The sequence below is a fragment of the Rhodoferax bucti genome, from assembly GCF_005876985.1.
GTDB classification, from domain to species: Bacteria; Pseudomonadota; Gammaproteobacteria; order Burkholderiales; family Burkholderiaceae_C; genus Allorhodoferax; species Allorhodoferax bucti.
The window spans coordinates 236055-262775 of record NZ_VAHD01000002.1 but is presented as its reverse complement, the minus strand read 5'-3'; the positions used below and the strand labels follow the sequence as shown (position 1 = coordinate 262775).

The following is a 26721-nucleotide window of genomic DNA, read 5'->3' as shown; positions in this document are numbered from 1 at the left end:
GGGCCATGGACAGTCCCTCCCCCTCTCTCGCCGGCCCGGCCCCCGCACTGGTACGCGCACTGCGCCGGGTGTTGCGCCCGCTGGTGCGGGTGATGCTGGCGCAAGGCATCACCTACCCCTACCTGGCCGAACTGCTGAAGAACCTGTTTGTGGACGTGGCTGCCACCGAATTCCGACTGGACAACAAGCCCCCCACCGACAGCCGCATCAGCCTGATGACCGGCGTGCACCGCAAAGACGTGAGCCGCCTGCGCGGCGAGCTGGCACAAGCCAGCGAGGCGGTGCCGGACGTGGTTTCCCTCGGTGCCCAGCTGGTAGCCGTGTGGCTGGGCACCGCCCGCTACCTGCATGAAGACGGCAGCCCCCTGCCCTTGGCGCGCTTTGCCAGCGAGGGGGGCGAACTGTCGTTTGAAAGCCTGGTGGCAGGGGTGAACAGCGACATCCGCTCCCGCGTGGTGCTGGACGAATGGCTGCGCCTGGGCGTGGCCCGCCTGGATGACGAAGGCCGTGTCTGCCTCAATGCCGAGGCCTTCGTGCCCAGCGAGGGGTTTGACGAAAAAGCCTATTACTTCGGCCACAACCTGCATGACCACGCGGCAGCGGCAGCCCACAACCTGCTGGGCGGCCAAGCGCCATTGCTGGAGCGCAGCGTGCAGTACGACGCACTGAGCCAGGCTTCCGTTGCCCAGCTGGCCAAGCAGTCGCGCGATGCCGGCATGAAGGCCCTGCTCGCCATCAACAAAAGCGCCTTGGCCCTGGAGCAGGCCGACGCCACCACCACGACCACCGGCAGACACCGCATGACCTTCGGCATCTACTTCTACACCGAACCAGTGACGGACGCTCCAACCAGCGCGCCCCCGCAGGACGGAGGTGCCGCATGAGCCGCGCCCGCACCGCCATTCACAGCGCCTGGTTGGCCCTGGGCCTGCTGTGTGCCCTGCCGGGCTACGCCGCCAATGTGTGCGGACGCAGCGACTCGCCCATCAACCCGCAAGCCGCAGTGGCACCAGGCATAGGCGGCACCGGCGACACCGCACTTCGCCCCGGCATCGGAGGCACGGGGGATGTGGCCGGCAAGCCGGGCATAGGCGGCACCGGCATCGACAACGGTGGAATCGGGGGCACCGGCATTGTGGGCGTGATCACCGGTTTTGCCAGCATCTGCGTCAACGGGGTGGAAGTGCATTACGACGATGCCACCCCCATCCAGGACAACGGCCAGCCCGTCAAGGCCGGCACGCTGGCCGTAGGCCAGATGGTGGCCGTGGTCGCCCGGGGCCAGGGGGACGAGCTGCAAGCCCAGCGCATCGCACTCCAGCACCAGGCGGTAGGCCCGGTGGAGCGGGTGGATGTGCCGCGCCGCGAAGTGCGGGTGCTGGGGCAAACCGTGCACTGGAGCGGCGATACCGGCGCGCTGGCCGCACTGCGCCCCGGGCAGTGGGTGCGGGTGAGCGGCCTGCGCTTGAGTGACGGCAGCATCGAGTCCACCCATGTGCAAACCGTGGCAGCGCAAGCCCAGGCCAGCCTGTCCGGTCCGGCCGAGCACGGGCCGGACGGCAGCATCCGCGTGGCGGGCGCCACCATCAACACCCGCTCACTGGGGCTCATGGATGGCTTGCGACTGTGGCGTGCAGCCTTGGGTGGGCAGGAAGTCCGCCTCCAAGGCCCATGGGATGGGAGCCAACTGCTCGCCACCGCGCAGGAAGTGCAACCCACCCGCAACGCCTTGGGCTCAGTGGAGCGCGTGGTCGTGGAAGGCTTTGTCAAAGCCGCCTCCAAAGACGCGCTGGACATCGGCCAGGGCCGCATGGTCTGGGGCACCCAAGTGAGTGAGCGCCAGCGCGCCGGGCTGAGCCCCGAACGCGAACAGCGGGTGCGCATCACCGGCGTGCGCGGCAGCGATGACCGCATCACCGTAGAGCGGATCGAGCTGCGGCAAAGCCTGGACAAACGCCCAGGCTCATCGGGGCGCGGCAGCGACGACAAGGGCCGCAGCGGCAAGTCAGAGGATTCCGGCAAATCCGACGACTCCAACTCGGGCAGCTCCGGCAAAACAGAGAGCGGGGACGACAGCCGCAACGGCAGCAACACCAGTGGCAGCAACAGCGGTAACTCCGGCAAAACGGAAAGCAGCGACAGCAGCAAGTCCGGCTCGTCGTCGGGCTCGTCGTCCGGCAGCAGCGGCAAATCGGACAGCTCGGGTACATCGGGAAGCTCGGGCAGCTCCGGAAGTTCCGGGGGGTCCCGCAGCTCGGGCAGCTCCAGTGGACGCAGCAGCGGAAAATAGCGAAGATAGCGCTTCGCCGGCACGCCAGCCGCTCCTGTTTTTATAGCTACTCGCGCACATCCCATGAGCACTAGACGCCGATTTCTCTCGCAAACCGCAGGCCTGAGCAGCTTGGCTGCGTTCACCGACGCCCTGGCCATGGGCCAAATGCCGCTGTTGCACGGCATACGACGCGTCAAAGGTGATGTGCGCCTCAACGGCGCGCCCGCCCGCGTGGACCAGGCCGTGCTGCAAGGGGACACGATTGCCACCGGCGCCGGCAGCGAAGTGATCTACGTGATGGGCAACAACGCCTACCTGATGCGCGACGACAGCACGGTGCAATTCATGCAAGACGGCGCAGTGGGCGTGCTGCGCCTCATCACCGGCAAAGTACTGGCGGTGTTCGGCCCCGGCGCCAAGCGGATAGAAACCCCGGCCGCCACCATCGGCATACGCGGCACCGCCTGCTACATGGAGGCGCTGGAGGCACAGCCGCTGTATTTCTGCCTGTGCTACGGCACTGCCGACATCCAGCCCCTGGCCGATGCCTCGCAAGCCCGCACCCTGACCACGATGTACCACGACGCCCCGCTCTACATCGGCAACGACACCGGCAAACCCCTGCTGGAAAAAGCCCCGGTGAAAAACCATCGCGATCTGGAGCTGATCCTGCTCGAAGAGGCCGTGGGCCGCCAACCGCCGTTCATGCAACGGCGCGCAGGCGAATCGAACTCCTACTGAGCGCGCGCCACCAACGGCTCCGCGCCGGTAGCGAGGTGATCGGCCGCGACGGCGGCCAACCAGTCCATCACCACCCGCACCCGCGCCGACAGATTGCGCCGGTGGGCGTACACCAGCGTGAGCGGCATGGCAGGCGCCTGGTACTCCGGCAATATCTCCACGAGCGCCCCGCTGTGCAAGCCGTCCAGCACGCCCACCCGCGGCACCTGGATGATGCCCAGTCCTGCCGCACAGGCGGCCGCATAAGCCTCGGCGTTGTTCACCGTGATGGCACCCGCCATGGGCACGGTTTGCAACTCCCCCTCGTGCAGGTACTCAAAGCCGTCGGGCCGAGCCCCCAGGGTATGGGCGTAGTGCACCAGCTGGTGAGCCGCCAAATCCGCAGGCGTGCGAGGCAACCCCTGGCGCGCCAGGTAGGCCGGGCTGGCGCAGTTGCACATGGCCATCTGCCCCACAGGGCGGGCCACCAGGCCGCCCTCCCCCAGCGGCCCGCCACGCAATACGCAATCAAAACCCTCGCGCACCAAATCCACCCGCCGCTCGGTGCTGCTGATTTCCAGCTCCAGCAGGGGGTGGCGGGCCAGCAACTCGGGCAGGCAGGGAATGACCGCATGGCGCGCCATGCCGGTGGACATGTCCACCCGCACGCGGCCGCGCAGTGCCGGCCCCGAGGCGGGTTGAAACATGGTTTGCAGTTCATCCGCATCGGCCAGCAAATCTTTGCAGCGCTCGTAGAACAGCTGCCCATCCTGTGTGAGGGTGACCTTGCGGGTGGTGCGGTGTAACAGGCGCGCGCCCAAGCGGGTTTCCAGTTGCTGGACGGCCACCGACACGCTGGCTTTGGTTTGCCCCAAGGCTTCTGCGGCCTGGGTGAAGCTGGCGAGTTCGGCCACCCGCGCGAAGACTTGCATCGATTCCAAGGTGCTCATTGTTTTTTTATAGCAAACAATCAAATCCAAAAATGGCTATTTATCCCTTTTTAGCCCATCAATAGACTGCAGCTCTTCTCAACCCCTTACGGAAAAGCACCCCATGCACACCACGACCACCCCCACCAACGCTACCACTCCTACCCCTATTGCCCTGATCACCGGCGGCAGCCGGGGCCTGGGTAAAAACGCGGCCTTGCACATCGCCCGCCAGGGCATGGACGTCATCCTCACCTACCGCAGCCGTGCCGACGAGGCCGAAGCGGTGGTGCAAGAAATCCGCGCGCTGGGCCGCCAAGCCCATGCACTGCAGCTGGACACCGGCCATGTGGGCAGCTTTACGGCCTTTGCCGATACCGTGCGCCACACCCTGGCGCAGACCTGGCAGCGGGAGCGCTTCGACTTTCTGGTCAACAACGCGGGCGTAGGCATTCACGCCAGCCTGATGGAAACCACCGAAGCGCAGTTTGACGCGCTGTGCAACATCCATCTCAAGGGCGTGTTTTTCCTCTCGCAAGCACTGCTGCCGCTGATGAACGATGGCGGGCGCATCATCAACATCTCCAGCGGTCTGGCACGCTTTGCCCTGCCCGGCTATGCGGTGTACGGCGCGCTCAAAGGCGGCGTCGAGACCCTGACCCGCTACATGGCCAAGGAGCTGGGGCCGCGCGGCATTGCGGTGAATGTGGTGGCCCCGGGCGCGATTGAGACCGACTTCGGCGGCGGCCTGGTGCGCGACAACGCCCAGCTCAACGCCTTTGTGTCTGCCAACACCGCGCTGGGCCGCGCCGGCGTGCCGGACGACATCGGTGGCGTCGTGGCCTCGCTGCTCACCCCTGCCAACCGCTGGGTGAACGGCCAACGCATTGAAGCCTCGGGCGGCATGTTTCTGTAAAAGATCACAGAACGGCGGATTTCTTGGGGCGCATTGTTCAGGCGAGAACAATGTGACCCCCATTTGGCTGCAAAAACCGTTATCGTTCACCCATAAATCGATAAGGGAGCCCCAAAAAGGGGAAAAACAGCATGACATTCGCATCCATACCGCCCACCCTCCCCCCCGAAGATGTCGCCCTGCGCCGCGCGGCACGGACCCTGATTGCCACCACCCTGGGGGAGTTGGTCGACCAGGATCAGGACTGGCTGGGCGCGTGCCGCAAGCGCATCAAAGACCGCATGTCGAATGCCAAGCACATCATCTTCAACAACGAGCGAAAAATCGGCATGCTGCTGCTCGGCCGCACAGACGATATTCCCGCACTGGAAACCCGCAATCGCCAGCTGGAGCAGGCCGCTCGCGTTTGCGGCCACGCCTTGGACCTGCTGGATGAGATGGTGAACCTGCCGCCCGTGCTCACCCCCGCACCCAGTAAGCCCGTGCGCAAGGCCGGCCTGGGGCGCAGGCCCGCCACCAGCATCCGCCGCGAACCCACCACCAGCCCCTGAACCGGGGCCCGGCACCGGTAACCGCCCAGCCTCTGGTGCAGGTGGGTCAGGCCGGCGCGTCGAAGCGAAAGCTCGACGCCGTCACGCCGCCAAACACATTTTCATCGTGGTACACGCAGGTGGCGGCATCGTCATACGCCGCGCCGACCGCCACCATCAGGGGCAGCAAATGCTCCTCGCGGGGGTGGGCTATGCGGGCAGATGGCGCAGCAGCCCAGTCCAGCAGCGCACGCACGCGCACATCCGGGGCGGCCGCCATGGCGTCCTGCAGCCACACGTCAAACGCCTTGGAGGGCGCACGGCCGCCGGGCCCGAAATTGCGCAGGTTGTGGTAGCTCAGGCCGCTGCCCACGATCAGCACGTCCTCATCCCGCAAGGGAGCCAGTGCCCGACCCAAGGCGATGTGCTCGGCCGGGTCCAGCCCCGCACGCAGGGACATTTGCAATACTGGCACTTGCGCCTCGGGGTACATCACTGCCAGTGGCACAAAGGTGCCGTGGTCGTAGCCGCGCTGGGGGTCGAGCGCCACCGGCAAGCCCGCGTTTTGCAGCAAGCCCTGCACCCGATCGGCCAGCGCGGGCGCGCCGGGTGCGGGGTAGACCACCGAGTAGGTGTGGGCCGGAAAGCCGCCATAGTCGTACACCATGCCGGGCGTGGGGTGGGTGCCCAGGGTGAAGGCGCGCTCTTCCCAATGCGCAGTCACCATCAGGATGGCTTTGGGCGTGCGGCCGATCTGGCGCGGCATATCCACTAGGCTTTGCTCCAGGGTGGCGAGCATGCTGCGCATGTCGTCCATCCAGGGCCAGGGGCCACCGCCGTGGGACGCAAAGTAGGTAGGCATGCGGGAGGTCATAGGGGTATCCGTTTCTTTTCAAAAAGGCGTTGTTCGGTAGGGCTCAGTCGCCCAGGTGGATCGTGGCGGCCAGCGACACACCGGCCGGGGCCTGGTAGTCCGCCACCACCCAGGCGCGCGGGCTGTGCGCAGCGGCGTCTTGCAGCAACTCGGTGATGGTGCGGATGGAAGCGCGGTCCAGCGCGGCAAAGGGCTCATCCAGGCAGGTGAGCGCTGCCCCGCTGGCGCAGGCGGCGGTGATCCACACCTTGCGCTTGGAGCCGGTGGAGAGCATGTACATGGGCTTGGGCAGGTGCTCCTCCAGCCCCAGTGCGATCACCAGCTCGGCACATAAAGCGGCATTCCACTGCTGCCACTGGCGGCTGCTTTGCTGCAAAAACTGCTCTGCAGCCGTCTGGTCCCAGGCGCTGGTGCGCGGGTCGATCCAAAAGGCATGGTGGCGGTACACGGCGGGCTGGCTTTGCAGGCTGACGCCCGCGAGCTGCACACTGCTACCGGGCACCTGCAAATCGCCGGCCAGCATGCGCAACAGGCTGCTCTTGCCGCGCCCTTCCCCACCGGTGACCAGCGTCACGCCCGGCTGCAACTGCACGTCCATCGGGCCCCACAAGGTGTGGGGGCCTGCGCTGCAACGCAGGCCACGGGCCATGAGCACAGAAGAGTTTGGCAGGGTTTCAGCCGGCATGGGATCACAAGCTCCAGAACAAAACGCTATAAAAACAATAGCTGCTTGCGCAAGCTATTCGAGCGCTAGAGCCCAATTTTTCATAAAAAAAGGCCAGCCTTGCGGCCGGCCTTCCGGGGGCGGCGGTAAGCGCCGCGCCGCAATCGCAATTACTGCTTGATGGCTTCCAGAGCGATGGTGATGGTCACGTCGTCGCCCACGTACGGTGCGAATTTACCGGCGTTGAATTCAGTGCGCTTGATGGTGGTGGTGGCATTGGCGCCGATGACGTCTTTCTTGTTCATCGGGTGGGTGGTGGAGACGAAGTTGGTCAACTTCAGCGTCACGGGCTTGGTGATGCCCTTGATGGTCAGGTTACCTTCAACCGCAGCGGGCTTGTCGCCTTCAAACACCACTTTGGTGGACTTGAAAGTGGCAGTGGGGAACTTGGCAGTGTCCAAGTGGTCTTCGCCCTGGATGTGGCCGTTGAATGCGGGGAAACCGGTTTCCACAGTCTTCATGTCGATCACGACGTCCACAGCACCGGTCTTACCAGCCTTGTCGAAAGACACGGTACCGGTGGTGGTGTTGAAACGGCTTTGCTGATTGGACAAACCAAAGTGGTTGTACGAAAAGCTGGAGAAAGTGTGGGAAGAGTCAATCGCGTAAGTCGCGGATTGGGCGCTGGCAGCACCGGCGAAAGCGGACAGTGCCAAAGCGGCGGCGATGAGGGAAGTACGCATGAAAACTCCTGATTTACGGGTTGGTTAAAAAAGAAAAACTCGGGGGAAACTTACAACTTGCCCACGCCGGTCAGCGCGAGCTTGAACTTGACTTGCACATCGTCAGCGACCATGGAGGTGTCGGCCCACTCGTTCTCGCCGATCTTGAAGGCCAAACGCTTGAGCGGGAAGGTACCGGTCACGGTGGTCGTGGCACCGCTCTGGGCCAGGGCCACAGGCACCACCACATCGCGGCTGTTACCTTTGATGGCGAGCTTGCCGCTCACTTCAAACTTGCCACCACCCAGGCCTTTAACGGCGGTGGACTGGAAGGTCGCTTGCGGGAACTTGGCGGTGTTGAACCAGTTCGGGCGGGGCAGCTCGGCGTCCGTTTCGGGCACACCCAACGTGGCGCTGGCGATGTCTACGGTGAAAGCAATCTTGCTGGTGTCGGGCTTGGCGGGGTCGAACGCAATTTGCGCATCAAACTTCTTGAAGCGGCCTTCCACCGGCACGCCCATCTGCTTGCTCACAAACACGATTTCGCTTTGGGCGGGCACCAGCTTTTGCTGGGCAAAGGCGGACGCGCCCATGAATGCAGACGCCGCCATGGCAGTGGACAGAATTACGCGGGAAACCAACATGTCAAATCCAATCAAAAAATCGGGCCAAAAGGGAGTTCAGTCGCGGCCGGGCACCATGCGGTTGATCAGGCCATCGCGGTCTATCCACTGGTGCTTGAGTGCAGCGGCAATGTGCAGACCGGCCAGTCCGATCAAGGCAAACGCACTAAGTTCATGAAAAGGCTTGATCATTTCGGCCAGTGCCTTGTCGGCGGGCACAAAGTCAGGCAAAGGCAGCACGCCGAACACCACGATGGGGAAGCCTGCGGCGGAGCTGTACGCCCAGCCGATCAGCGGCACCAAGAAAAACAAGGCATACAGCGCGTGGTGGGTGCCGTGGTGGGCCCAGGTTTGCCAGGCGGGCATGGCCGCAGCAATCTTGCCGGGCAGCTCGGGCGGACGGTGCGTCAAGCGCCACAGCAGGCGCAACGCAGACAGCGCCAGGATGGTGATGCCGGCCCACTTGTGCCAGTTGTACAGCTTGAGGCGGGTGGGCGAAAACGGCAGGTCTGCCATGTACACGCCGACCGCAAAAATACCGATCAGTGCCAAACCCAATACCCAGTGCAACACGATAGCCGTGAGGCTGTAGCGCTTGGTGCCGGCGTCAAAAGAGGAGGTGTGCTTGCTTGCCATGCCCCGAAGTCTAGGGGGCAAATGTTTCTGATTTTTGAATCTAATTGATGACTTGATTCAAAAAATATGAATGATCAAGTTCCCGGGTCCGTATGCTGAACCTCGGCAAATGCGACAAGCGGTGTGGCTTAGCGCCCTGAACGGCGCATTTCGCGCAGCATAAAGAGGTACAGCCCCTCTACCTTGTCCCGCGCCCAGGGGGTTTTGCGCAAAAACTTGAGGCTGGAGCCCACGCTGGGCTCAAAGGTAAAGCAGCGCACCGGGATGCGCTCGCCCAGTCCATCCCACCCGTAGTAATCCGCCAACTCGGTCACGATGGCTTCCAGGGTCTTGCCATGCAAGGGGTTGTTGGCTTGCTTGGGCGGGGCGGGTGGAGATGCATCGGTGCTCATGCGCTGATTGTCGCAGCCTCACCGCATCTCAAACAGCTCCTGGTGAAAGTCTGCCGCCGGCAAGCCCTGCGCCACCAGCGCTGCCTTCAAGGCGCGGCCAAATGCAGGCGGGCCGCAGAACCACACATCGGCCTCGCGCCAGTCCGGCACGGTGGCGCACAGGCCGGCAGCGTCCAGCCGACCATCGCGGGCATCGTGCAGCACATGCAGGCGCACGCCTGCAGCAGCCGCGTCGTCTTCCATCTTGTCAATGGCGCGCGGGTCCAACACGGCGGTGGAGTGAAAGAGGTCAATCTGCTTGCCGTCCGGGGACGCGGCCAATGTTTTCATACGGGCCACAAACGGCGTGATGCCGATGCCCGCCCCCACCCAAATCTGGCGCCGCTTGGGGCTCTGAAACGTGAACTGGCCGTAGGGGCCTTCGATCTCTGCGGCGTGCCCCACTGTCAGGTAGTCCGGCAAGGTGCGGGTGTAGTCGCCCAGCTCTTTGATGAGAAAGGTGATGTGCCCATCCCCCTGCCACGCGGAGCTGATGGTGAAGGGGTGTGCCCCCTCTTTGGCATCGAAGTTCACAAAGGCAAACTGCCCCGCTTGGTGACCGGGCCAGCGCCCGTCCAGACGCAGCGCCACATACAGCACTTGCAATTCATCAAAACGCTCCACTGCCTCGATCACCCCCACCACCTTGCGGTGCTCGCCCACTTTCCGGAACAGCACCACCACCGCAGAGACCGCCCCCGCCAGCATGAGTGCGGTCATGAACGGCGCCAGGCCCTGCGCCCAGTAACTGAAGTTCATCAACACCACGGCGTGGAACACCAGCACCAAGTACGTCACCGCCAACACCCGGTGGGTTTGGAAGAACCACTTGTAGGGAAAGCGCTTGATGAGGGCCAAGGCAATCATCAGCACCGTGGCGTAAAACGCCCACTCGCCCACGCCTTCGGCCAGACCGCGCCAGCTCTGAAGGAGCTTGAAGACTTCCACCGTTTGCTCCACCCGAGGCGGGCGTCCGCCGGCCGGTGGCGCCATGAGCCCGGAGCCGATCAGCCACTTGGGTGAGTTGGAGCACAACCAGTGCAAGATGGACACCACCAGGCCGCCGATACCCAGCCATTTGTGCAGGCGGTACATCTTGTCCAAGCCGCCCAGGTAGGGCTCAAACCACACCGGCCGCACCGCCAGCACCATGCCCACACTCATCATCGCCATGCCCAGCAAACCGGTGTAGTTCACCAGCGAATTGCGCACCGCAAAAAAGCCGGGGGGCGTGCTCAGCAGCGGGTCGGCCCACAGCCACCACGCGGTCAGCCCTAGCAGCAAACCCCACAGCACAGATTTGATTTTTTGCATCCCTTGGTCCTTGGTTATTTGAACCAGACCACTTTACAAAGCCCACGTAAAGCAGAGGCAAACGGCGGGTGACACCCCGGCAAACAGGGTTGTGCTACATCAACAAACGCCCAATCCCCTACCCTTCAAACTGGGGGTGCAGCTGCCGGATGCGGCTCATGGCCATGCCGGCTGCGGCCGTGCGCGTCTCCACGCCCAGCTTCACAAACACGCGCTCCAAGTGCTTCTTCACCGTCATGGGGCTGCTGCCCAGAATGTCACCGATGTCTTTGTTGGTCTTGCCCTTGACCACCCAGTACAGCACCTCGGCCTCTTTGGCGGTGAGCTTGAAGGACAGGCTCATGGCCTCGATGACGGCGGTGTCGGACACCTCGCGCATCACGATCAACCAGTCGCCACCGGCATCGCTATCGCCGATCTGTTGGTGCAGCCGGAAGGTGAGGCGCTTGGGGCCGCGCTCCAGGCTCAGCTTGGCGGGCTCATCGCCCCGAGCCACGGTCTGCAGGCAGGCCTGCAACCAGCCCAGCACCTCGGGTGGCGTGGTGGGCGCCTGGGTGCCGCAGTAACGCTCCAGCAGGTCCCGCGCCAGCGGGGTTTGCCACATCAGGCAGCCGTCGGCGGCGCGCACGGTGATGGTCGCGTAGCCGAAGGCATCCAACGCATTGCGGGTCTGGCGCCGCTCCCGCGCGCCGGCCAGGTGCACCCCCATGCGGGCCAACACCTCTTTGGGTTTGATGGGCTTGGTCACATAGTCCACCCCACCGCTCTCCAGTGCTGCCACCAGGTATTCGGTTTCGGTCAGGCCCGTCATGAAAATGATGGGAATGTGCGTGGTTTGCGGTGCGGCCTTGAGGCGACGCGCGACTTCAAAACCATCCATGCCGGGCATCATCGCGTCCAGCAAGATCACATCGGGCAAGGCCTGCATGGCCCGCATCAATGCGGCTTCGCCCGAGGTGGCGATCAGCACCGTGTAGCCGGACTCGTCCAGTGCGTCATGGAGCACCGACAGGTTGTCAGGCACGTCGTCCACGATGAGCACCACGTCACTATTGGCGCGGTCCAGCGTGCCGTCCAGCCGGGCGGCATCACTCAGGTCAACGGGGTTCATCAGCGGGGCTTGCATCGAGCACTTTCTGCAGTTGTTCGGCCATGGTTTCAAACTGGTACTGGCGGGCCAGTGCCTCTTGCTGCGCAATGAAGGCCGCGCACTCGGGGTGCTCCACCTGCAGGTTCTGCAGCTGGTTCAGCACCCCCCGGTAGTAGCCCAGGCGGGCCACCTCCAGCAAAGCGCGGCAGGCACTAGCGGGCAGTGCCCCTGCTGCCGCAGGCGCAACGGCAAGGGGCGCTGGTGCAACCGGCGGCGCAGTCTCGTTTTTGTCCACCCACACCAGCTCCAAGCGGCGCTCCAGCCAGTCCAGCAACTCACTGTGGCGCACGGGCTTGACGATGAAGTCTTCCGGCGGCAAGCCCAGCCCGTTGTCCAGCCCCCGGTCAAAGGCATTTGCTGACACGATGGCCACGTGCGGCTGGCGGCCGCCCAAGGCGGCGTTGCTGCGGATACGGCGCAGCGTTTCCCAGCCGTCGATGCCAGGCATGGCCAGGTCGAGCAGCACCACATCGGGCCGCAAACCGGCGGCCAACAGGTCCAGGCCATCGTGGCCGCTGGCCGCCGTGCGCACCTCAAAACCCAGGGGCGCCAGCAGGTTGACCAGCAGCTCGCGGTCGGCCTCCTCGTTGTCCACCACCAGCACCTTGCGGCGCGCACCGGCATAAGCCAGCCGGGGCTTGCTGTGGCCCGGCATGTGCCGCGTGTCTGCAGGCGGCATGTGCAGGTCCGGCAAAAACAAGCGCACCTTGAACACCGAGCCCTGCCCCAGCACACTGGTGGCCGACAACTCGCCGCCCATGAGGTCGGTGAGCATCTTGGCAATCGTCAGGCCCAGTCCCGAGCCACCGGAGGCCACTGCAGCCCCCGACGCCGCAATGGACCCTCGGGTAAAGGGCTCAAAAATTCGGTCCAGCTCCTGCGCCGGCATCCCGGGGCCGGTGTCGTGGATCTCGATGTGCGCCATCTCCCTCGCATAGCGCAGCACCAAGCGCACACTACCGGCCGCCGTGAATTTGATGGCGTTGCCCAACAGGTTGATACAAATCTGGCGCAGGCGCTTTTCATCGGCCCGCACCCACTCCGGCACATGGCCCTGCACTTCAAACTGGAACTGCAGCCCCTTGGCGGCGGCCTGCAACTCAAACATGCCGGCCAACTCGGCCATGCCATTGGCAAACTGCATGGGCTTCACATTGAGCGTGAGCTTGCCGCTCTCGATGTGGGCCATGTCCAGCGTGCCCTCAATCAGCGACAGCAAATGCTCTCCGCCCCGCTTGATCACGCTCACCGCCTGCTTGCGGTGGGGCGGAATGGCCGCGTCCTCGCCCATGAGCTGGGCATAGCCCAGGATGCTGTTGAGCGGCGTGCGCAGCTCATGGCTGATGGCGCTGATGTAGCGGCTCTTGGCCTGGTTGGCGGCTTCGGCGGCTTGCCGCGCCTGCTCGGCCACGCGCTTGGCTTCTTGCAAGGCCGCGTCCGTCTGGCGGTGGGACTCGATCTCGCGGAGCAGCAAATGGCTCTGGCGGTTGGACTCCTCCTGCGCCACCTGCCGGCTCTTGTGCGCCAGCACCAGCCACCAGGCCACGATGCCAGACATGAGCAGCAGCGCCGCAAACGTCTTGCTAAAGCCCGAGCGCAGCGCGGCCTCCACCGCAGAGCGCTGCTCAGTCAACGCCGCCAAGGTGCCCAGCTCCTGCGTGTAAAACATGGCGAATACGGTGGCCAGCAGCGGCAGGATGACCAGCATCAACAGCAGAAAGTGGCCCAGCCCCGTATCCAGAAACGGCCATACTTTTTTGGGCAACAACCAGCGCAAGGCGCCGGACCACTGGGTGGCCAGGTTCGCATGCGGCTTGCACATGTCGCCACAGCGGGCATCCAGCGTGCAGCACAGCGAGCAAATAGCGCCTTGGTAAGCCGGGCAGTGCGCCATGTCCGGGCCCTCGTAGTCACGCTCGCAGATAACGCAGCGCTGCACTTTGGGTGTCACGTCAAACGCTGAAGTTTGGGTGGCTATGGGTTTTGCGCAGGTCAAGGAGGAGCCTGCGCAGCAGGCGGGGGACACGGAGCAAAACGCATCGCCGCCCAAACTCCCTCCACTCTCTCGCGCGATGTAGTACCGGCCTTTCGTTACCCACGCAATGAGCGGAGAGGTAAGCAGCGATGTAACCAGCGCAATGACTGCCGAAAACGCCTTGGCCATGTCGCCAAAAAACCCCAGGTACGCCGCCACCGACAAGACCGAGGCCATGGCCATGGCCCCCACGCCCACCGGGTTGATGTCGTACAAATGCGCGCGCTTGAACTCAATGCCCTTGGGCGACAAGCCCAGCGGCTTGTTGATCACCAGATCGGCCACCACCGCCATGATCCACGCGATGGCGATGTTGGAATACAGGCTGAGCACATCGCCCAGCGCCTGGAACACATTCATCTCCATCAGCATGAAAGCAATCACGCTGTTGAACAGCACCCACACCACCCGGCCGGGGTGGCTGTGCGTCAGGCGCGAAAAAAAGTTGCTCCACGCCAGCGAGCCCGCATAGGCATTGGTCACATTGATCTTGAGCTGCGACACCACCACAAACAACGCGGTTGCGGCCACCGCCCAACCCAGTGTGGGGAACACGTACTCATACGCCGCCAGGTACATCTGGTTCGGGTCCACCGCGCGGTCGGTAGGCACGCTGTGCTGGATCGCCAGATACGCCAGGTAGGCGCCCCCCAGCATCTTGACCACGCCCAGGAACACCCAACCCGGCCCCCCCACCAGCACGCCGGCCCACCAACGCAAGCGGTTGGCCGCAGTGCGCTGGGGCATGAAACGCAGGTAGTCGGCCTGCTCGCCCATTTGGGTGATCAGGGCGATACCCACCGTCAACGCAGCACCAAACAAGTGCAGATTAAAGACACCAGACGCCCCTTTCTCCCCAGCGTAGTGCGTGATGCCGGCAAACGCTTGCGGATCACGCACCAAAACGAAGCCAAAGGGCACCACCAGCATCACCAGCCAGAGCGGCTGCGTCCAGATTTGCAAGCGGCTGATGGTGGAAACCCCGTGGGTCACCAAGGGAATAACGACTACCGCACAAATCAGATACCCCCAAGTAGGCGGGATATCCAGCGCCAGCTCCAAGGCGTAGGCCATGACGGCCGCCTCCAGCGCAAAGAAGATGAAAGTGAACGAGGCGTAGATCAGCGAGGTGATGGTGGAGCCGATGTAGCCGAAGCCCGCCCCGCGGGTGAGCAAATCCATATCCACCCCATAGCGGGCGGCGTAAACACTGATGGGCAGCCCCGCCAGAAAAATCACCAGCCCGGTGATCAGAATGGCCCAGAAAGCGTTCACAAAGCCGTACTGCACCAGCAGCGTGGCGCCCACGGCTTCCAGGATCAAAAAGGACGCCGCACCGAACGCTGTGTTTGCCACCCGGAACGACGACCACTTGCGAAAACGCTGGGGTGTGAAGCGCAGGGCGTAGTCCTCCATGGTCTCGCTGGCGACCCAGTTGTTGTAGTCACGGCGGATTTTCACCACCCGCTGCGCAGGCGCAACCGGGGGCGGAGGGGGCAGGAAATCGGTAGACACGGGCCTAGCGGGTGCAGATTCCATGCCACCAGCCTGCGCCCTTTGGCGTATGGCACCACAACAGGGCACGGGCTTTGCTTAGAGTCTTGCAACGCCCCCGGCCTGCCCCTGGAATAGAAGCATATGGAACTCACCCCTCGCGAAAAAGACAAGCTCATGCTGTTCACTGCCGGATTGCTGGCAGAGCGCCGCAAAGCCCGTGGCCTCAAACTCAATTACCCGGAGGCCGTGGCCCTGATCAGCTGCGCCGTGATGGAAGGCGCACGCGACGGCAAAACCGTGGCCCAGCTCATGAGCGAAGGCCGCACCGTGCTGACCCGCGACGACGTGATGGACGGCATCGCCGAAATGATTCCGGACATCCAGGTCGAAGCCACCTTCCCCGACGGCACAAAACTGGTGACTGTCCATCAGCCCATCGTCTGAACACCTCTTTCCGGAGAACGTCATGTCCAAAACCCTGAAATCCGCTCTTCTTTTCATAGCTGCTGGCGCACTATCCACGGGCGCTAGCGCCCATATTGGCTCAGATGTACACAGCCATAGCAGTTTCATGATCGGCCTGCTGCACCCGCTCGGTGGCATGGACCACTTGCTGGCCATGCTGGCCGTGGGTGTCTGGAGCGCAGTGTCTGCCCGCCGTGCCGGGCCTGCCCTGCTGTGGGGACCGCTCGCCTTCGCCAACATGCTGGTGCTGGGCGCATTGCTGGGCCTGCAGGGGCTGGGCGGTGCGGCGGTGGAGCCCATGGTGGCCGCCTCCGTGCTGGCACTAGGCCTGCTGGTGCTCACACGCCAAGGCATGAACGCCGCTGCGTCCATGGTGTTGGTGGGTGGATTTGCTGTGTTCCACGGACTGGCCCACGGTGCGGAGTTGGCAGCTACCGGTGACGCGGTTGCGGCCGTGGCCGGCATGTTTGCCACCACCATCGCGCTGCACCTGACAGGCGTAGCACTGGGCTGGACCCTGCGCGTCTCCCCCGTGTGGGCAACCCGCGCCACCGGTGCGGCAGTGGCTGCTTCGGGCGTGGCCCTGTTGATGCAATTGGCGTGAAGGACGGCACCATGACCCCCGGCGAACTCCTTCTTGACGACGGCGAGCACCTGCTCAACACGGGCCGCCGCACCGTGACGGTGGTGGTGCAGAACCAGTCGGACCGGCCTATCCAGGTCGGTTCCCACTACCACTTTGCAGAAACCAATGGCGCGCTCGGCTTTGACCGCGCGGTAGCCCAAGGCATGCGCCTGAACATCGCATCCGGCTCGGCCGTGCGCTTCGAACCTGGCCAGCAACGCACCGTGGAGCTGGTGGAGATTGCCGGCGACAGAATGATTTACGGCTTTCGCGGCCTCGTGAATGGACCAGTCGACACAAGCGTCGAGGGGAAACTTTGATATGGCAACGATTGGACGCCGCGCCTACGCGGAAATCTTCGGCCCCACCACCGGCGACCGTGTGCGCCTGGCAGATACCGGCCTGATCATTGAGGTCGAAAAAGACTACACCCTGGCCGCCGGAAGCTACGGCGAAGAGGTGAAATTCGGCGGTGGCAAAACCATTCGCGACGGCATGGCCCAAAGCCAGCGCACCAGAGCGGAAGGTGCCGTGGACTGCGTGCTGACCAACGCCCTCATCCTCGATCACTGGGGCATCGTCAAAGCCGACATTGGCCTCAAGGGCGGACGCATTGTGGCCATCGGCAAAGCCGGCAACCCCGACACGCAGCCGGGCGTGAACATCGTCATCGGGCCGGGCACTGAGATCATCAGTTGCGAGGGCAACATCGTCACCGCAGGCGGCATCGACAGCCACATCCACTTCATCTGCCCGCAGCAGATTGAAGAGGCACTCTCCAGCGGCGTGACCACCATGCTGGGCGGCGGCACCGGCCCTGCTACCGGTACTTTTGCAACCACCTGCACGCCAGGCCCATGGAACATCGAGCGCATGCTGCAAGCGGCCGACGCCTTCCCCATGAACCTGGGCTTTTTGGGAAAGGGTAATGCCTCGCTGCCTGCTGCGCTGCACGAGCAAATCAACGCCGGCGTGATCGGCCTCAAGCTGCACGAAGACTGGGGCACCACGCCCGCAGCCATCAGCAACTGCCTGGACGTGGCCGACAACACCGACACACAAGTCGCCATCCACTCCGACACGCTCAATGAATCGGGGTTTGTGGAGAACACCATAGAAGCGACCAAGGGTCGCAGCCTGTGCGCCTTCCACACCGAGGGCGCAGGCGGCGGACATGCGCCGGACATCTTGAAGGTCGTGGGTCAGGCGAACTTTTTGCCCAGCTCCACCAACCCCACCATGCCCTACACCGTCAACACGCTGGACGAGCATGTGGACATGCTGATGGTGTGCCACCACCTGGACGCAGGCATTGCCGAAGACCTGGCCTTTGCCGAGAGCCGTATCCGCAAGGAAACCATTGCGGCCGAGGACATCCTGCACGACATGGGCGCGATTTCCATGATGAGCAGCGACAGCCAGGCCATGGGCCGTGTGGGCGAAGTCATCATCCGCACTTGGCAGACGGCGGACAAGATGAAGTCGCAGCGCGGCTCGCTGCCAGAGGACTCCTCACGGAACGACAACTTCCGCGCCAAGCGATTCGTGGCCAAGTACACGATCAACCCGGCCATCGCCCACGGCATCAGCCACGAAGTCGGCAGCATCGAAGTCGGCAAGTGGGCCGACCTGGTGATCTACAAACCCGCCTTCTTTGGCGTCAAACCCGCGCTGGTCTTGAAGGGCGGATTCATTGCCCACGCCGCCATGGGCGACCCGAATGCGTCCATCCCAACCCCGCAGCCGGTGCACTACCGCCCCATGTTCGGCAGCTTCGGTGGCGCGCTGCACCGCGGTTCGCTGACCTTTGTGTCGCAGGCAGGTTTGAACGCAGGCATCAAGGAACGCTTCGGCCTTGCGAAGAACGTCGCGGCGGTGAAAAACATCCGCGGCATACGCAAGCAGCACATGGTGCACAACAGCTACTTGCCCACCATGGAGATCGACGCGCAAACCTACAGCGTGCGCGCCGACGGCCAACTGCTGACGTGTGAGCCGGCAGTCAAGCTGCCCATGGCGCAGCGCTACTTTTTGTTCTAAAGCCGTATCACGCACGCCATGGACATTCGCATCGATGACCTGCAGGGGGCGGCCATTGCCGCCCTGCTGCAAGTGCACCTGGATGCGATGCACCAGCACTCGCCACCCGAGAGCGTGCACGCCCTCGATCTGGAAGCTTTGAGAGACCCGTCCATCACCTTCTGGACGGCATGGGACGGGGATGCCCTGATGGGCTGTGGCGCGCTCAAAACGCACAGCGCCACCCACGCAGAGCTCAAGTCCATGCGCACCGCCGCGGGCCATGAACGCAAAGGGGTTGCGCGCGCCCTGCTGCGGCATATGGAGGCAGAGGCGCGGGCAAGAGGCATGCAGCACATCAGCCTGGAAACCGGTACCAACGCCCCGTTCTTCCCGGCCCACAGACTCTATGAAAGCGAAGGATTTGTAGAGTGCGGCCCGTTTGCCGACTACCAGCTAGACCCCTGGAGCCGGTTCATGACCAAGGCCCTCACCTGAGAGGCGCAGGTGCCCCTGCGCCACAATGCGGCCATCCACCAGTACACCTGAATTCATATGCTCCAAGTCTCCAAACGCATCCCCCAAGGCCAAGGTCTGGCACCGGTCCTCGTCAAGCGCGCTGCCACCGTCGAGTTGGATTGGGACGTGCGCCAGAAAAGTCGTTTTGACGCCACCGACAGCCAGGGCCGCCAGATCGGCGTGTTTCTGCCCCGTGGCACTGTGGTGCGCGGTGGCGATGTGCTGGTGGCCGAAGACGGCTCTCTCATCGTCGCCCAAGCCGCGCCGCAAGCGGTGCTGAAGATCACCCACTGCAGCAACCATGGCACACCGTTCGACCTGATCCGCGCGGCCTACCATTTGGGCAACCGGCATGTGCCCATTGAGCTGCAGCCCGACCACCTGAAGATTGAGCCCGATCACGTGCTGGCCGACATGCTGCGTGCCATGCACCTGATCGTGAACGCGGTGGACGAAGCGTTTGAGCCAGAAAACGGCGCTTACGCCACCGGTGGACACCACGGAGGTCATCACCACGGACACGATCGCGACCATGGACATGACCACGGGCATTCCCACGCCGGCCACAACCATGACCACGCGCTCAAGCCTGCGGCTACTTTGCGCGGAATCCCGGTCGCGGTGCAAGCCAAACCGCATGTGCATGGCCCAGACTGCAAGCACGGTCACGACCATGGTCATGACCACCATCACGGCGACCAGTAAACCCATTCAGCCATGCTCGACAGCAGCCTGATGCAGCTCATGTGGCTGGCCTCCCCGGCCTTGCCGATTGGCGGATTTTCCTACTCCGAATGCCTGGAAGCGGCCGTGGAGTCTGCGCGAGCCGCTACAGAAAGTGAAGCGTCCGTCTGGCTGGTCGACCAACTGCACATGACGCTGGCCCGCTCCGAGCTGCCGGCGGTGGCCCAGGCCATTGCCGCTTGGCGCGCAGACGACCAGCCCCGCATCGCCGAGCTCAATGCCTGGGTGCTGCAGACCCGCGAAAGTGCCGAGTTGCGTGCGCAAACCGAGCAAATGGGCAAGAGCCTGCTGGAATGGTTGAAGAACCACACCACGGCCACGCCCGCACAAATCGCCCTGCTTGCCGCGCAGTCACCGACCTACCCGATTGCATTCGCGCTGGCCGCAAGCAGCACAGGTGCCCCGGTCCGCGAGTGCCTGTTGGCCTTTGCCTTCGGCTGGGCCGAGAACATGATGCAGGCTGCCATCAAGGCCGTGCCACTGGGCCAAAGTGCCGGGCAGCGCATCCTGTCGGCGCTGACCGCCGAGATTCCTTTCGCCGTCGATTACGCGCTGAGTGTGAGCGACGACACCCGCCAAGCCTTCAGCCCCATGCTGGCCATTCTGAGCAGCCAGCATGAGGTGCAATATTCAAGGCTTTTCCGCTCCTAGCGCCCGTTGAACTTGCGCAAGCAGCTCACTTTTTGATAGTAAACACCATGTCCGCACTTCACCACATCGCCAACCGCACCAAGACCCTTCCCCCGCTGCGCGTGGGCATAGGCGGCCCCGTGGGCTCCGGCAAAACCACCTTGCTGGAAATGCTGTGCAAGGCCATGCGCGACCAGTACGATTTGGTCGCCATCACCAACGACATCTACACCAAGGAAGACCAGCGCCTGCTCACCGTGAGCGGCGCCCTGCCCGCCGAGCGCATCATGGGCGTGGAAACCGGCGGCTGCCCGCACACCGCCATCCGCGAAGACTGCTCCATCAACTTGGAGGCCATTGACCGCATGCTGGTGGACTTCCCCGATGCCGACATCGTGTTTGTGGAGAGCGGTGGCGATAACCTGGCCGCCACCTTCAGCCCCGAGCTGAGCGACCTGACCATCTACGTGATCGACGTGGCTGCCGGTGAGAAGATTCCCCGCAAAGGCGGCCCCGGCATCACCAAGAGTGATTTGTTCGTCATCAACAAAACCGACCTGGCTCCCCACGTGGGCGCCAAACTGGAAGTGATGCGCGCGGACACCGAGCGCATGCGCAACACCCCCAAGGGCATGAAGCCCTTTGCCATGACCAACCTCAAAGACCTGACCGGCCTGCAAGAGGTGATCCACTTCATCGAAACCAAAGGCATGCTCAAGGCCGGCTAGAATACGCAGCTCTGGAAGCTTGGCCGAGCGGTTTAAGGCACCGGTCTTGAAAACCGGCGAGGGTTTATCCCCTCCGTGAGTTCGAATCTCACAGCTTCCGCCAAACACCCAGTATTCATGCGGGTTTCAGGGCTATCTCACACGATATGTACCTATTTATGGACCATACGCTGTGAGTCCTACTGATTCGATCTGAAACACTGAAATTGCCAACGGCACGCAGTCGACAGAACTGAGACACGGAGCCTCGCCTCCCCGCTTTTCAAGAAAGCGTGTCTCATGGCCAGCTATTCCGATCAGTTCACCCGACACGACCCTTGGGCCTTCAGGCCTTCGATGCCAATTGCGACTTGGCCAGCGGTACTCCTCAAGGACGCACGTGATCTTTTGCACGGACTTGACTCAGAAACGCTGATACAAATTGCTGAGGAACTCGAGCTGGCTTTGAGGGAGTATTCGCAGCCTTACAACTTTCCGCCAGATAAGTCACATTGGATTTGGTCCAGAGTTCTGCCCGGGTGGACAAGCGCGGAGAGCATTAGTTCGTCGGAGAACATCCGAAAAAACTTTGAAGACCTGAATCTGTTCTTGGCCTTCTATCGCCCGAGGGATTTCCAAGCGGACTCTCGACTCAACTTCGCAGCAACTGAATGGCAACTTTTGGCTGTTCTAGCCATCTGGAAGCTTATCGATGCTTTCGACGCATCTTTTCGTTCCGATGGTATGGAACGTGCGCCAATCAATAGAAAACCTGTGGATGCGTTAAGTGCGACCGCTGCATTGGCAATGGAGGCACAGGCAGCTGTTGCTCACGCCGTACAAATCAAATTACGAGCTCGACACATCACAGAACTCGAGGAGATGCGTAGCCGGAATGAAGCGGCCAATCGATCCAAAAAGGGCACTTCTGCAGTGACGGTGCGCCATCAAAAGATGGATTCTGTTCGCCTAGCTGCTTTTGCTCTAGCGGACAAAGGAAAGTTCGAGTCTCAACCAACTGCTGCAGAGGCAATTTCGAACAACGTTGAGATTTCACCGGGAAAATTTGTACCTTATCAAACAGCATACCGTTGGTTGCTGAAACGCAAAGATTGGGAAGACAAGATCGCCAATCGTGCCAATTGACCTCTACTCAGTACAAGCTTACCTCTACTGAGTAGAGGGGGTGCGCAATCAGCGCAGTGAAAGCACATTCGGGTCTTCTCAACTTGACCTAGGACCCGCTAATGTCATCAACGCAATTGCACCCAGCCTGCCCCGCATGTGGACAAGAAATCGTCATTGACTCTCGAAAGAGGATTTTGGAAGCACTGCCGGAGCGGGGCTATATTCGACAAAAACTGCTGATCCCCCATCTAGTCCCGTATTCCCCCGCCACACTTTGGCGGCGTGTCAAATCCGGAGAGTTCCCTGCTCCGATAAAGCTCTCGCCACGTATCACTGCTTGGCGCATCGAGGACGTTAAAGCATGGCTGAATGCAAACCCAGACTCCAAGCGCAGGTCAAAAAGCAGTCCGCAGTAGTGCCTTGTTTTCGAAAAGTCCTCTGGAAAAGGCTGTGTGGTGTGCAAACGTTTAGACAGGCGTAAAAAAGCCCTCTCTAGGAGGGCTAAGGCTCCTGGTGGAGCTTGGGAGTTGGAAAGCGTTATGGGGTTTTAGGGGCGGGAGCAGGTGTCAAAACAGACAGGCCCAGCATTAGAGCTCCATAGGCTTGCCTTCCTGTAAGCCAGGCAACGGCTTCACGAATTGCGCCATAGGCAACACTGTGACCAGTGATCGTCAAGCCGCGCTTAGCCTCATCGCCGGAGAGTGTGTCATCTACGCGCAAAAGCGCAATGCATTCCATTTCAACGAAATATGGCGAAGCTTTATCAAGCTCTTGATTCACGGTCGTCTTCATCGTAAAACTAAATAGGCCCTTATCTTCAGGAACCTCGCTGAGACTGATTTCATTGCGTGGAGGTGACGAGATCTTGCTATCTGTGGGAACATGATTTGGGATTGCCTCCACCCTGCTTTTTACAAAGAAAAGCTGCTCTAGCTGTATTGGGTGCGGTGCGTTACCACTCATGCTGCAACTCGGTATTGTTTATAGCTGTCATTATTTGCTGCAGCAACGTAATCAGCGAGAGATACAACTGTGTTTGGCGTTGACATTGGTGCAACAAAACCACCCTTCTGCACCCTTACCAAGGAAGCCTTATCCCAGCGTACAGATGCCGCCTCCGCAGGCACGACGCGTACATCTAAATGACCGCCTGTGGCCCTTGCGAGCTTGACCATGCTCTCGATTGTCATATTGGAGTCACCACGAAAAATCTTGGTGATGTAGGCGGCGCTCGTACCTATTTTTTCAGCAATTGCCGCGTAAGTCATATTGACGGATTTCCGTTGCTTGTCGAGACCCACAGCGAATTCAAGCTTCGCAGCTTCTACCCAGTATGAGTCGCTTTTCTTGGACTCAGTCACAAATGATTTGAGTGCTTTACTCAGCTTCATCGTCAATTACCTCGCATGTATTGTTAGCTCGAGCTTCAAAATAAGTGGTTCTAAGTTTCGCGGCTCTTGAAACAGAAGATTTGTCTGCCTTTTGCCCACTTTTGCGCACACCCGTCGTGCAAATTGCCACCTGGTTCCCCTCTCCTTTGAAAAAGAAAAGTCGCAGTGGTCCTTTTATAAACTCATATATCTTTTCCGCTTTGTTGGCCTCGTGAAACCAGGCGCTTGGCGCTCCATGAAGTCCATGTTCTGCGACATATCCGATCATTTCCAGCAGGCTCCCCCGCGCGGCTGCCGTACTCGCGTCACCATGTAGAAGGAAATTTTCGGCGGGGCATAAATCGCCGTCCATAACGCCAACAACTTGATAGGCATCTTCTGCCAAAATCTTGATTTTCAAGATGTTAACCTATGAGTTAAGGTTGTCAATGATACAGAACATCTAAATGACCCGCTTTTTAGTGTCACTTCGTTCACTTTCCACACTCCTTGCGTTCCCACTTGTCCTTCGCCGTCCCCTCTGCAATCATCTGCCATTGCATGTTCTCGAGAGAGTCCTCGCCACCACAGGCCAAAGCCTTCACATGATCCACGACCCAGCCAGGGCAAGGAAACTTGTGCAGCCCCGTACTCGGACAGGCTCGTTCCTTGATAAACGCCCTCAGAGCTGCCTTGCTTCTGGTGGTACTCGGCGTGGGCGCTTGTGGATAGTAGTAGGGCCAGAAGCATGAATTTACTCACGAGGGGCCCATCGATAGCCAGCCGAAATTGTCAAACCCACCATGGCGTGGATTGGGAAGTCGAGACTGTTCTGAGTCCAGCCAACTAAACCTATCTGGATCCCAAGCATCGCCAACTGACCATGCTTTCCCCGTCTTTAAGAAACACAGCATCGGCGGCTGTTTCAACTTGATTATTGAAAACGGCACTCGATCGTCAGCCATGAACAGTATTTTCCCGCTATAGGTGCTATCTTGAGGTGTCACATCCACAAGCTCGCCAGATTCTTCGAGCAGTACTGCATGATGCTGGGCTAGGTAATAAGTAGCCCCATCATTGCACTCACCAGGCCAAATCGCCCAGCCATACACGGCCGTCCCAAGACCAGCATTTACCGATGCGTCAACGTTAAACCAGCACTGCAGAGCCTTGTAACCAGCTACGGATCGGTTGGGAATGTATTTGGGCGGAGTAGATAAGTACGCCCCCCTCACAGAGAAATCTACTTTTTCCAAAACTGGATGGTTCTGGATGTAAAGGGCCATTTGGTCCACACAAGTGGCATCCAATTCGTTCACTTCGTACAACTCCCCTCAATACCGTTCAACGCGGCCATCGCTCAACACCCGGACACAACCCGTTTTGCCACCGCTGTAATGTTTACCGTTGAAGTTCACACCCGAACCACCACAAACCTCGGATTGCGTTGAAGCTGAATAGCTCGAACTCGATTTGCTGGAGAGTTCGCCCTGTATGCGGGAGAGCTGCTGCTCGTAGTCTGCGCGCACCCTGACTTCGGCATCGTGACTTCCCTGGGCGTAACCGTCCTGATAACCGTCTTTGTACTTATCGCCACAAGCTACCAATACGACGGCAGCCAGCATGATCACCAGAATGCGCATAGATCGACTCCTACAGCGACTTCAAAATTTCGTCACGCTTACGCTGATAGGCTTCCTTATCAATCAGTCCCTTCCCGAGCAATTCCTTAAGCTCCTGCAGTCGCTTCTCGACGGTCTTATTTGGTGGTTCAACTGCCTGTACTGGGCATTCGCTGCCCTCAAGCACCATCGACTTGGTACTCTCGCAGAACACGTAAGACGCCCCCTTTGAAGCGACTACTGCAGGTTTCGCTACTGGGGTTGATACCGGTTTCAGGTCTTTCAACTTCGGAACAGCGGCGAACGTATCTGCCGCACGGCGGTAGTCCATCTGGGCAGCAACTGCATCTTGATAAAGCTCCGCCCATGACTGCAGCTTGGCAAGCAAAGCTGCCTTAGCCGGATCGGATTGCACTGTGTACTTGTTCCACTCGGGTGCGGCGGTGCCTGGAAAGCCAAGGTACGAAACATTGAATGCGACGGTCCCGATGTAATAACGGCCGCCAGTTTGCGATTGCACCGTATGGACCACCAAAAACGTCTCTTGCTTGGAGCCGACAGTTGTCGAATCCACCTTGATGGTCATGCAGTCATCTAGCCGACCACGTCCCCGGACACGCTTTGCAAGGCTTTCACCATCACAAGGGGCGCCAGACCAATATGCCCCATTGTTGGAGCGCAGGTTTGTAACGATGACTTGGGTAGCCGCGATTTCTCCCGCTTCCCAAGCAGTCATGCGAATGACGCCAAGAGGGATGCTGTCAGCACTCCCGCCTGAAGTAGACACCTTGGCGTCTTCAAACTGCCACGTGCCATTGCCGCTGTAGATTTGATAACCGCCGATTTGGTCATCGGCGTAGATGTACTGGCCTCGGGCGAAGGTAGGAGCTTTCTCCCCTTCAAAGAGTTCTCTCGAGTGTGCGCCTTGAAGTAGGCCAAGAAGAGAAAAAAGAAATACCAATACCGCCCGTGTAGGGATAGCCACCATGAGTCCTCCGTGAATTTTTACGCCAACGACGGAGTGGCCAGTTTGTGGCTCTGGTCTGAATTTATCCGAAAAATGGTAGCGTCTTAGCACCGCGCACGTCTGCTGCGTAAAAAAGCCCGCGCGGGGCGGGCCTTGGTACTGGGAATCAATGTGCCTTCAGGGTTCCGCCCCATGGATCAGAACCAACGCACTAGGGCCCTCCTTCTGAAGGCAAAGCACCTCCCACCTTATGAATCGTGACGCCTGATCCATTGTTTGAAAACGCACCCCACGATTCACGTTCCTCCCTAGGAGTGAGCGCATAGTGCGCACCGTTTGGGTATTGATTGAGTAGCCAGTAAGACCGGATTGGGCTTGTTTCAGGTGCGTACTTACCCATGCAATCCTTTTCAATTCTTGTCCTGAAATCTGCTATCGGCTCGCCTTCCCCCCTCACCCAACGTTTGTATCCCGTCCCTGTTTGAGTAGCGGTGCTCGTAATGGTTTCGTCATCCTGACCCATAGCCGGGATGTAAATAAACGTCACCTCGTTTTCAGCCGATGGTTGCTTCGCCTCCAATGCAGATATGCGTTGTTCAAGCTTTTGCATGG

Annotated in this window: 31 protein-coding genes, 1 tRNA gene and 1 pseudogene; 16 read left to right on the top strand and 17 right to left on the bottom strand. The window is 61.1% G+C overall.

What is annotated here, in order from left to right:
- Positions 1 to 5: 5 nt before the first annotated feature.
- From FDM28_RS07785 to FDM28_RS07775, 3 genes are all read left to right on the top strand, one after another.
- Positions 6 to 884, top strand: coding sequence for a DUF6502 family protein (locus tag FDM28_RS07785; protein WP_138514596.1), 879 nt, complete (start codon positions 6 to 8; stop codon positions 882 to 884).
- Positions 881 to 2290 carry a DUF5666 domain-containing protein gene (locus tag FDM28_RS07780; protein WP_138514595.1) on the top strand — a complete coding sequence of 470 codons (1410 nt, stop codon included), beginning with the start codon at positions 881 to 883 and terminating at the stop codon, positions 2288 to 2290. The genes FDM28_RS07785 and FDM28_RS07780 overlap by 4 nt, the downstream gene beginning before the upstream one ends.
- A gap of 63 nt (positions 2291 to 2353) precedes the next feature.
- The gene (locus tag FDM28_RS07775; protein WP_138514594.1) at positions 2354 to 3013 is read left to right on the top strand and encodes a FecR domain-containing protein; all 660 of its coding nucleotides are present in this window, start codon (positions 2354 to 2356) and stop codon (positions 3011 to 3013) included.
- Here FDM28_RS07775 and FDM28_RS07770 read toward each other — a convergent pair.
- A complete protein-coding gene (locus FDM28_RS07770) occupies positions 3007 to 3942 on the bottom strand; it encodes a LysR family transcriptional regulator (protein ID WP_138514593.1) in 936 nt (311 codons plus the stop codon). The genes FDM28_RS07775 and FDM28_RS07770 overlap by 7 nt on opposite strands.
- 103 nt (positions 3943 to 4045) lie before the next feature.
- Here FDM28_RS07770 and FDM28_RS07765 point away from each other — a divergent pair, with 103 nt between their 5' ends.
- Both FDM28_RS07765 and FDM28_RS07760 read left to right on the top strand, forming a co-directional pair.
- A complete protein-coding gene (locus FDM28_RS07765) occupies positions 4046 to 4837 on the top strand; it encodes an SDR family NAD(P)-dependent oxidoreductase (protein ID WP_138514592.1) in 792 nt (263 codons plus the stop codon).
- 131 nt (positions 4838 to 4968) lie between these two features.
- Positions 4969 to 5388: a hypothetical protein gene (locus FDM28_RS07760; protein WP_138514591.1), complete on the top strand. Its 420-nt coding sequence runs from the start codon at positions 4969 to 4971 to the stop codon at positions 5386 to 5388.
- Between the two features lie 46 nt (positions 5389 to 5434).
- Here the strand turns inward: FDM28_RS07760 and FDM28_RS07755 are convergent, their stop codons facing one another.
- The 9 genes from FDM28_RS07755 to FDM28_RS07715 form a co-directional block, all read right to left on the bottom strand.
- Positions 5435 to 6241, bottom strand: coding sequence for a DODA-type extradiol aromatic ring-opening family dioxygenase (locus tag FDM28_RS07755; protein ID WP_240791944.1), 807 nt, complete (start codon positions 6239 to 6241; stop codon positions 5435 to 5437).
- 43 nt (positions 6242 to 6284) lie between these two features.
- Positions 6285 to 6926 (bottom strand): ABC transporter ATP-binding protein, encoded by a 642-nt coding sequence (locus tag FDM28_RS07750; protein ID WP_240791943.1) that lies wholly within the window; start codon positions 6924 to 6926, stop codon positions 6285 to 6287.
- A 149-nt stretch (positions 6927 to 7075) separates the two neighbouring features.
- The gene (locus FDM28_RS07745) at positions 7076 to 7648 is read right to left on the bottom strand and encodes a YceI family protein (RefSeq protein WP_138514590.1); all 573 of its coding nucleotides are present in this window, start codon (positions 7646 to 7648) and stop codon (positions 7076 to 7078) included.
- A gap of 50 nt (positions 7649 to 7698) precedes the next feature.
- Entirely contained in the window at positions 7699 to 8271 is a 573-nt protein-coding gene (locus FDM28_RS07740) for a YceI family protein (protein ID WP_138514589.1), read from the bottom strand.
- A 36-nt stretch (positions 8272 to 8307) separates the two neighbouring features.
- A complete protein-coding gene (locus FDM28_RS07735) occupies positions 8308 to 8886 on the bottom strand; it encodes a cytochrome b (protein WP_138514588.1) in 579 nt (192 codons plus the stop codon).
- A 128-nt stretch (positions 8887 to 9014) separates the two neighbouring features.
- The gene (locus tag FDM28_RS07730) at positions 9015 to 9278 is read right to left on the bottom strand and encodes a VF530 family protein (protein WP_138514587.1); all 264 of its coding nucleotides are present in this window, start codon (positions 9276 to 9278) and stop codon (positions 9015 to 9017) included.
- A gap of 18 nt (positions 9279 to 9296) precedes the next feature.
- Positions 9297 to 10631, bottom strand: coding sequence for a ferredoxin reductase family protein (locus FDM28_RS07725; protein ID WP_138514586.1), 1335 nt, complete (start codon positions 10629 to 10631; stop codon positions 9297 to 9299).
- A 118-nt stretch (positions 10632 to 10749) separates the two neighbouring features.
- Entirely contained in the window at positions 10750 to 11742 is a 993-nt protein-coding gene (locus tag FDM28_RS07720) for a response regulator transcription factor (protein WP_138514585.1), read from the bottom strand.
- Positions 11729 to 15355 carry a hybrid sensor histidine kinase/response regulator gene (locus tag FDM28_RS07715; protein ID WP_138514584.1) on the bottom strand — a complete coding sequence of 1209 codons (3627 nt, stop codon included), beginning with the start codon at positions 15353 to 15355 and terminating at the stop codon, positions 11729 to 11731. The genes FDM28_RS07720 and FDM28_RS07715 overlap by 14 nt, the downstream gene beginning before the upstream one ends.
- Before the next feature lie 99 nt (positions 15356 to 15454).
- Between FDM28_RS07715 and ureA the strand changes: the two genes are divergently transcribed.
- The 11 genes and pseudogenes from ureA (at position 15455) to FDM28_RS18110 (ending at position 22566) form a co-directional block, all read left to right on the top strand.
- Positions 15455 to 15757 carry an urease subunit gamma gene (gene ureA / locus FDM28_RS07710; protein WP_138514583.1) on the top strand — a complete coding sequence of 101 codons (303 nt, stop codon included), beginning with the start codon at positions 15455 to 15457 and terminating at the stop codon, positions 15755 to 15757.
- A 22-nt stretch (positions 15758 to 15779) separates the two neighbouring features.
- Positions 15780 to 16382 carry a HupE/UreJ family protein gene (locus FDM28_RS07705; RefSeq protein ID WP_138514582.1) on the top strand — a complete coding sequence of 201 codons (603 nt, stop codon included), beginning with the start codon at positions 15780 to 15782 and terminating at the stop codon, positions 16380 to 16382.
- Between the two features lie 11 nt (positions 16383 to 16393).
- Positions 16394 to 16723 (top strand): urease subunit beta, encoded by a 330-nt coding sequence (locus FDM28_RS07700; protein ID WP_138514581.1) that lies wholly within the window; start codon positions 16394 to 16396, stop codon positions 16721 to 16723.
- A 1-nt stretch (position 16724) separates the two neighbouring features.
- A complete protein-coding gene (gene ureC / locus FDM28_RS07695) occupies positions 16725 to 18443 on the top strand; it encodes an urease subunit alpha (RefSeq protein WP_138514580.1) in 1719 nt (572 codons plus the stop codon).
- 18 nt (positions 18444 to 18461) lie between these two features.
- A complete protein-coding gene (locus FDM28_RS07690; RefSeq protein WP_138514579.1) occupies positions 18462 to 18920 on the top strand; it encodes a GNAT family N-acetyltransferase in 459 nt (152 codons plus the stop codon).
- 57 nt (positions 18921 to 18977) lie between these two features.
- Complete coding sequence (ureE, locus tag FDM28_RS07685) at positions 18978 to 19646, top strand: urease accessory protein UreE (protein WP_138514578.1); 669 nt, start codon at positions 18978 to 18980, stop codon at positions 19644 to 19646.
- 21 nt (positions 19647 to 19667) lie between these two features.
- Positions 19668 to 20336, top strand: a pseudogene (locus FDM28_RS07680) (urease accessory protein UreF); the annotation flags it as partial.
- Between the two features lie 47 nt (positions 20337 to 20383).
- On the top strand, positions 20384 to 21043 hold the full coding sequence (ureG, locus tag FDM28_RS07675; protein WP_138514576.1) for an urease accessory protein UreG: 660 nt from the start codon (positions 20384 to 20386) through the stop codon (positions 21041 to 21043).
- A gap of 13 nt (positions 21044 to 21056) precedes the next feature.
- Positions 21057 to 21146 (top strand) — tRNA-Ser (locus FDM28_RS07670).
- Positions 21147 to 21322: 176 nt separating this feature from the next.
- On the top strand, positions 21323 to 22168 hold the full coding sequence (locus tag FDM28_RS07665; RefSeq protein ID WP_138514575.1) for a hypothetical protein: 846 nt from the start codon (positions 21323 to 21325) through the stop codon (positions 22166 to 22168).
- A gap of 101 nt (positions 22169 to 22269) precedes the next feature.
- Complete coding sequence (locus tag FDM28_RS18110) at positions 22270 to 22566, top strand: helix-turn-helix transcriptional regulator (protein ID WP_138514574.1); 297 nt, start codon at positions 22270 to 22272, stop codon at positions 22564 to 22566.
- A 121-nt stretch (positions 22567 to 22687) separates the two neighbouring features.
- Here FDM28_RS18110 and FDM28_RS07655 read toward each other — a convergent pair whose 3' ends face one another.
- The 7 genes from FDM28_RS07655 to FDM28_RS07625 all read right to left on the bottom strand — a co-directional run bounded on the left by FDM28_RS07655 (position 22688) and on the right by FDM28_RS07625 (position 26719).
- On the bottom strand, positions 22688 to 23113 hold the full coding sequence (locus FDM28_RS07655; protein ID WP_138514573.1) for a hypothetical protein: 426 nt from the start codon (positions 23111 to 23113) through the stop codon (positions 22688 to 22690).
- A complete protein-coding gene (locus FDM28_RS07650; protein ID WP_138514572.1) occupies positions 23110 to 23541 on the bottom strand; it encodes a helix-turn-helix domain-containing protein in 432 nt (143 codons plus the stop codon). Before FDM28_RS07650 ends, FDM28_RS07655 begins: the two co-directional genes overlap by 4 nt.
- Positions 23528 to 23941 (bottom strand): type II toxin-antitoxin system RelE/ParE family toxin, encoded by a 414-nt coding sequence (locus tag FDM28_RS07645; RefSeq protein ID WP_138514571.1) that lies wholly within the window; start codon positions 23939 to 23941, stop codon positions 23528 to 23530. Before FDM28_RS07645 ends, FDM28_RS07650 begins: the two co-directional genes overlap by 14 nt.
- Positions 23942 to 24278: 337 nt before the next feature.
- Positions 24279 to 24839 (bottom strand): hypothetical protein, encoded by a 561-nt coding sequence (locus tag FDM28_RS07640; protein ID WP_138514570.1) that lies wholly within the window; start codon positions 24837 to 24839, stop codon positions 24279 to 24281.
- A 15-nt stretch (positions 24840 to 24854) separates the two neighbouring features.
- A complete protein-coding gene (locus FDM28_RS07635; protein WP_138514569.1) occupies positions 24855 to 25163 on the bottom strand; it encodes a hypothetical protein in 309 nt (102 codons plus the stop codon).
- Between the two features lie 10 nt (positions 25164 to 25173).
- Positions 25174 to 26130 (bottom strand): SHOCT domain-containing protein, encoded by a 957-nt coding sequence (locus tag FDM28_RS07630; RefSeq protein ID WP_170211657.1) that lies wholly within the window; start codon positions 26128 to 26130, stop codon positions 25174 to 25176.
- Between the two features lie 190 nt (positions 26131 to 26320).
- On the bottom strand, positions 26321 to 26719 hold the full coding sequence (locus FDM28_RS07625) for a hypothetical protein (RefSeq protein ID WP_138514567.1): 399 nt from the start codon (positions 26717 to 26719) through the stop codon (positions 26321 to 26323).
- Between the last annotated feature and the right edge of the window lie 2 nt (positions 26720 to 26721).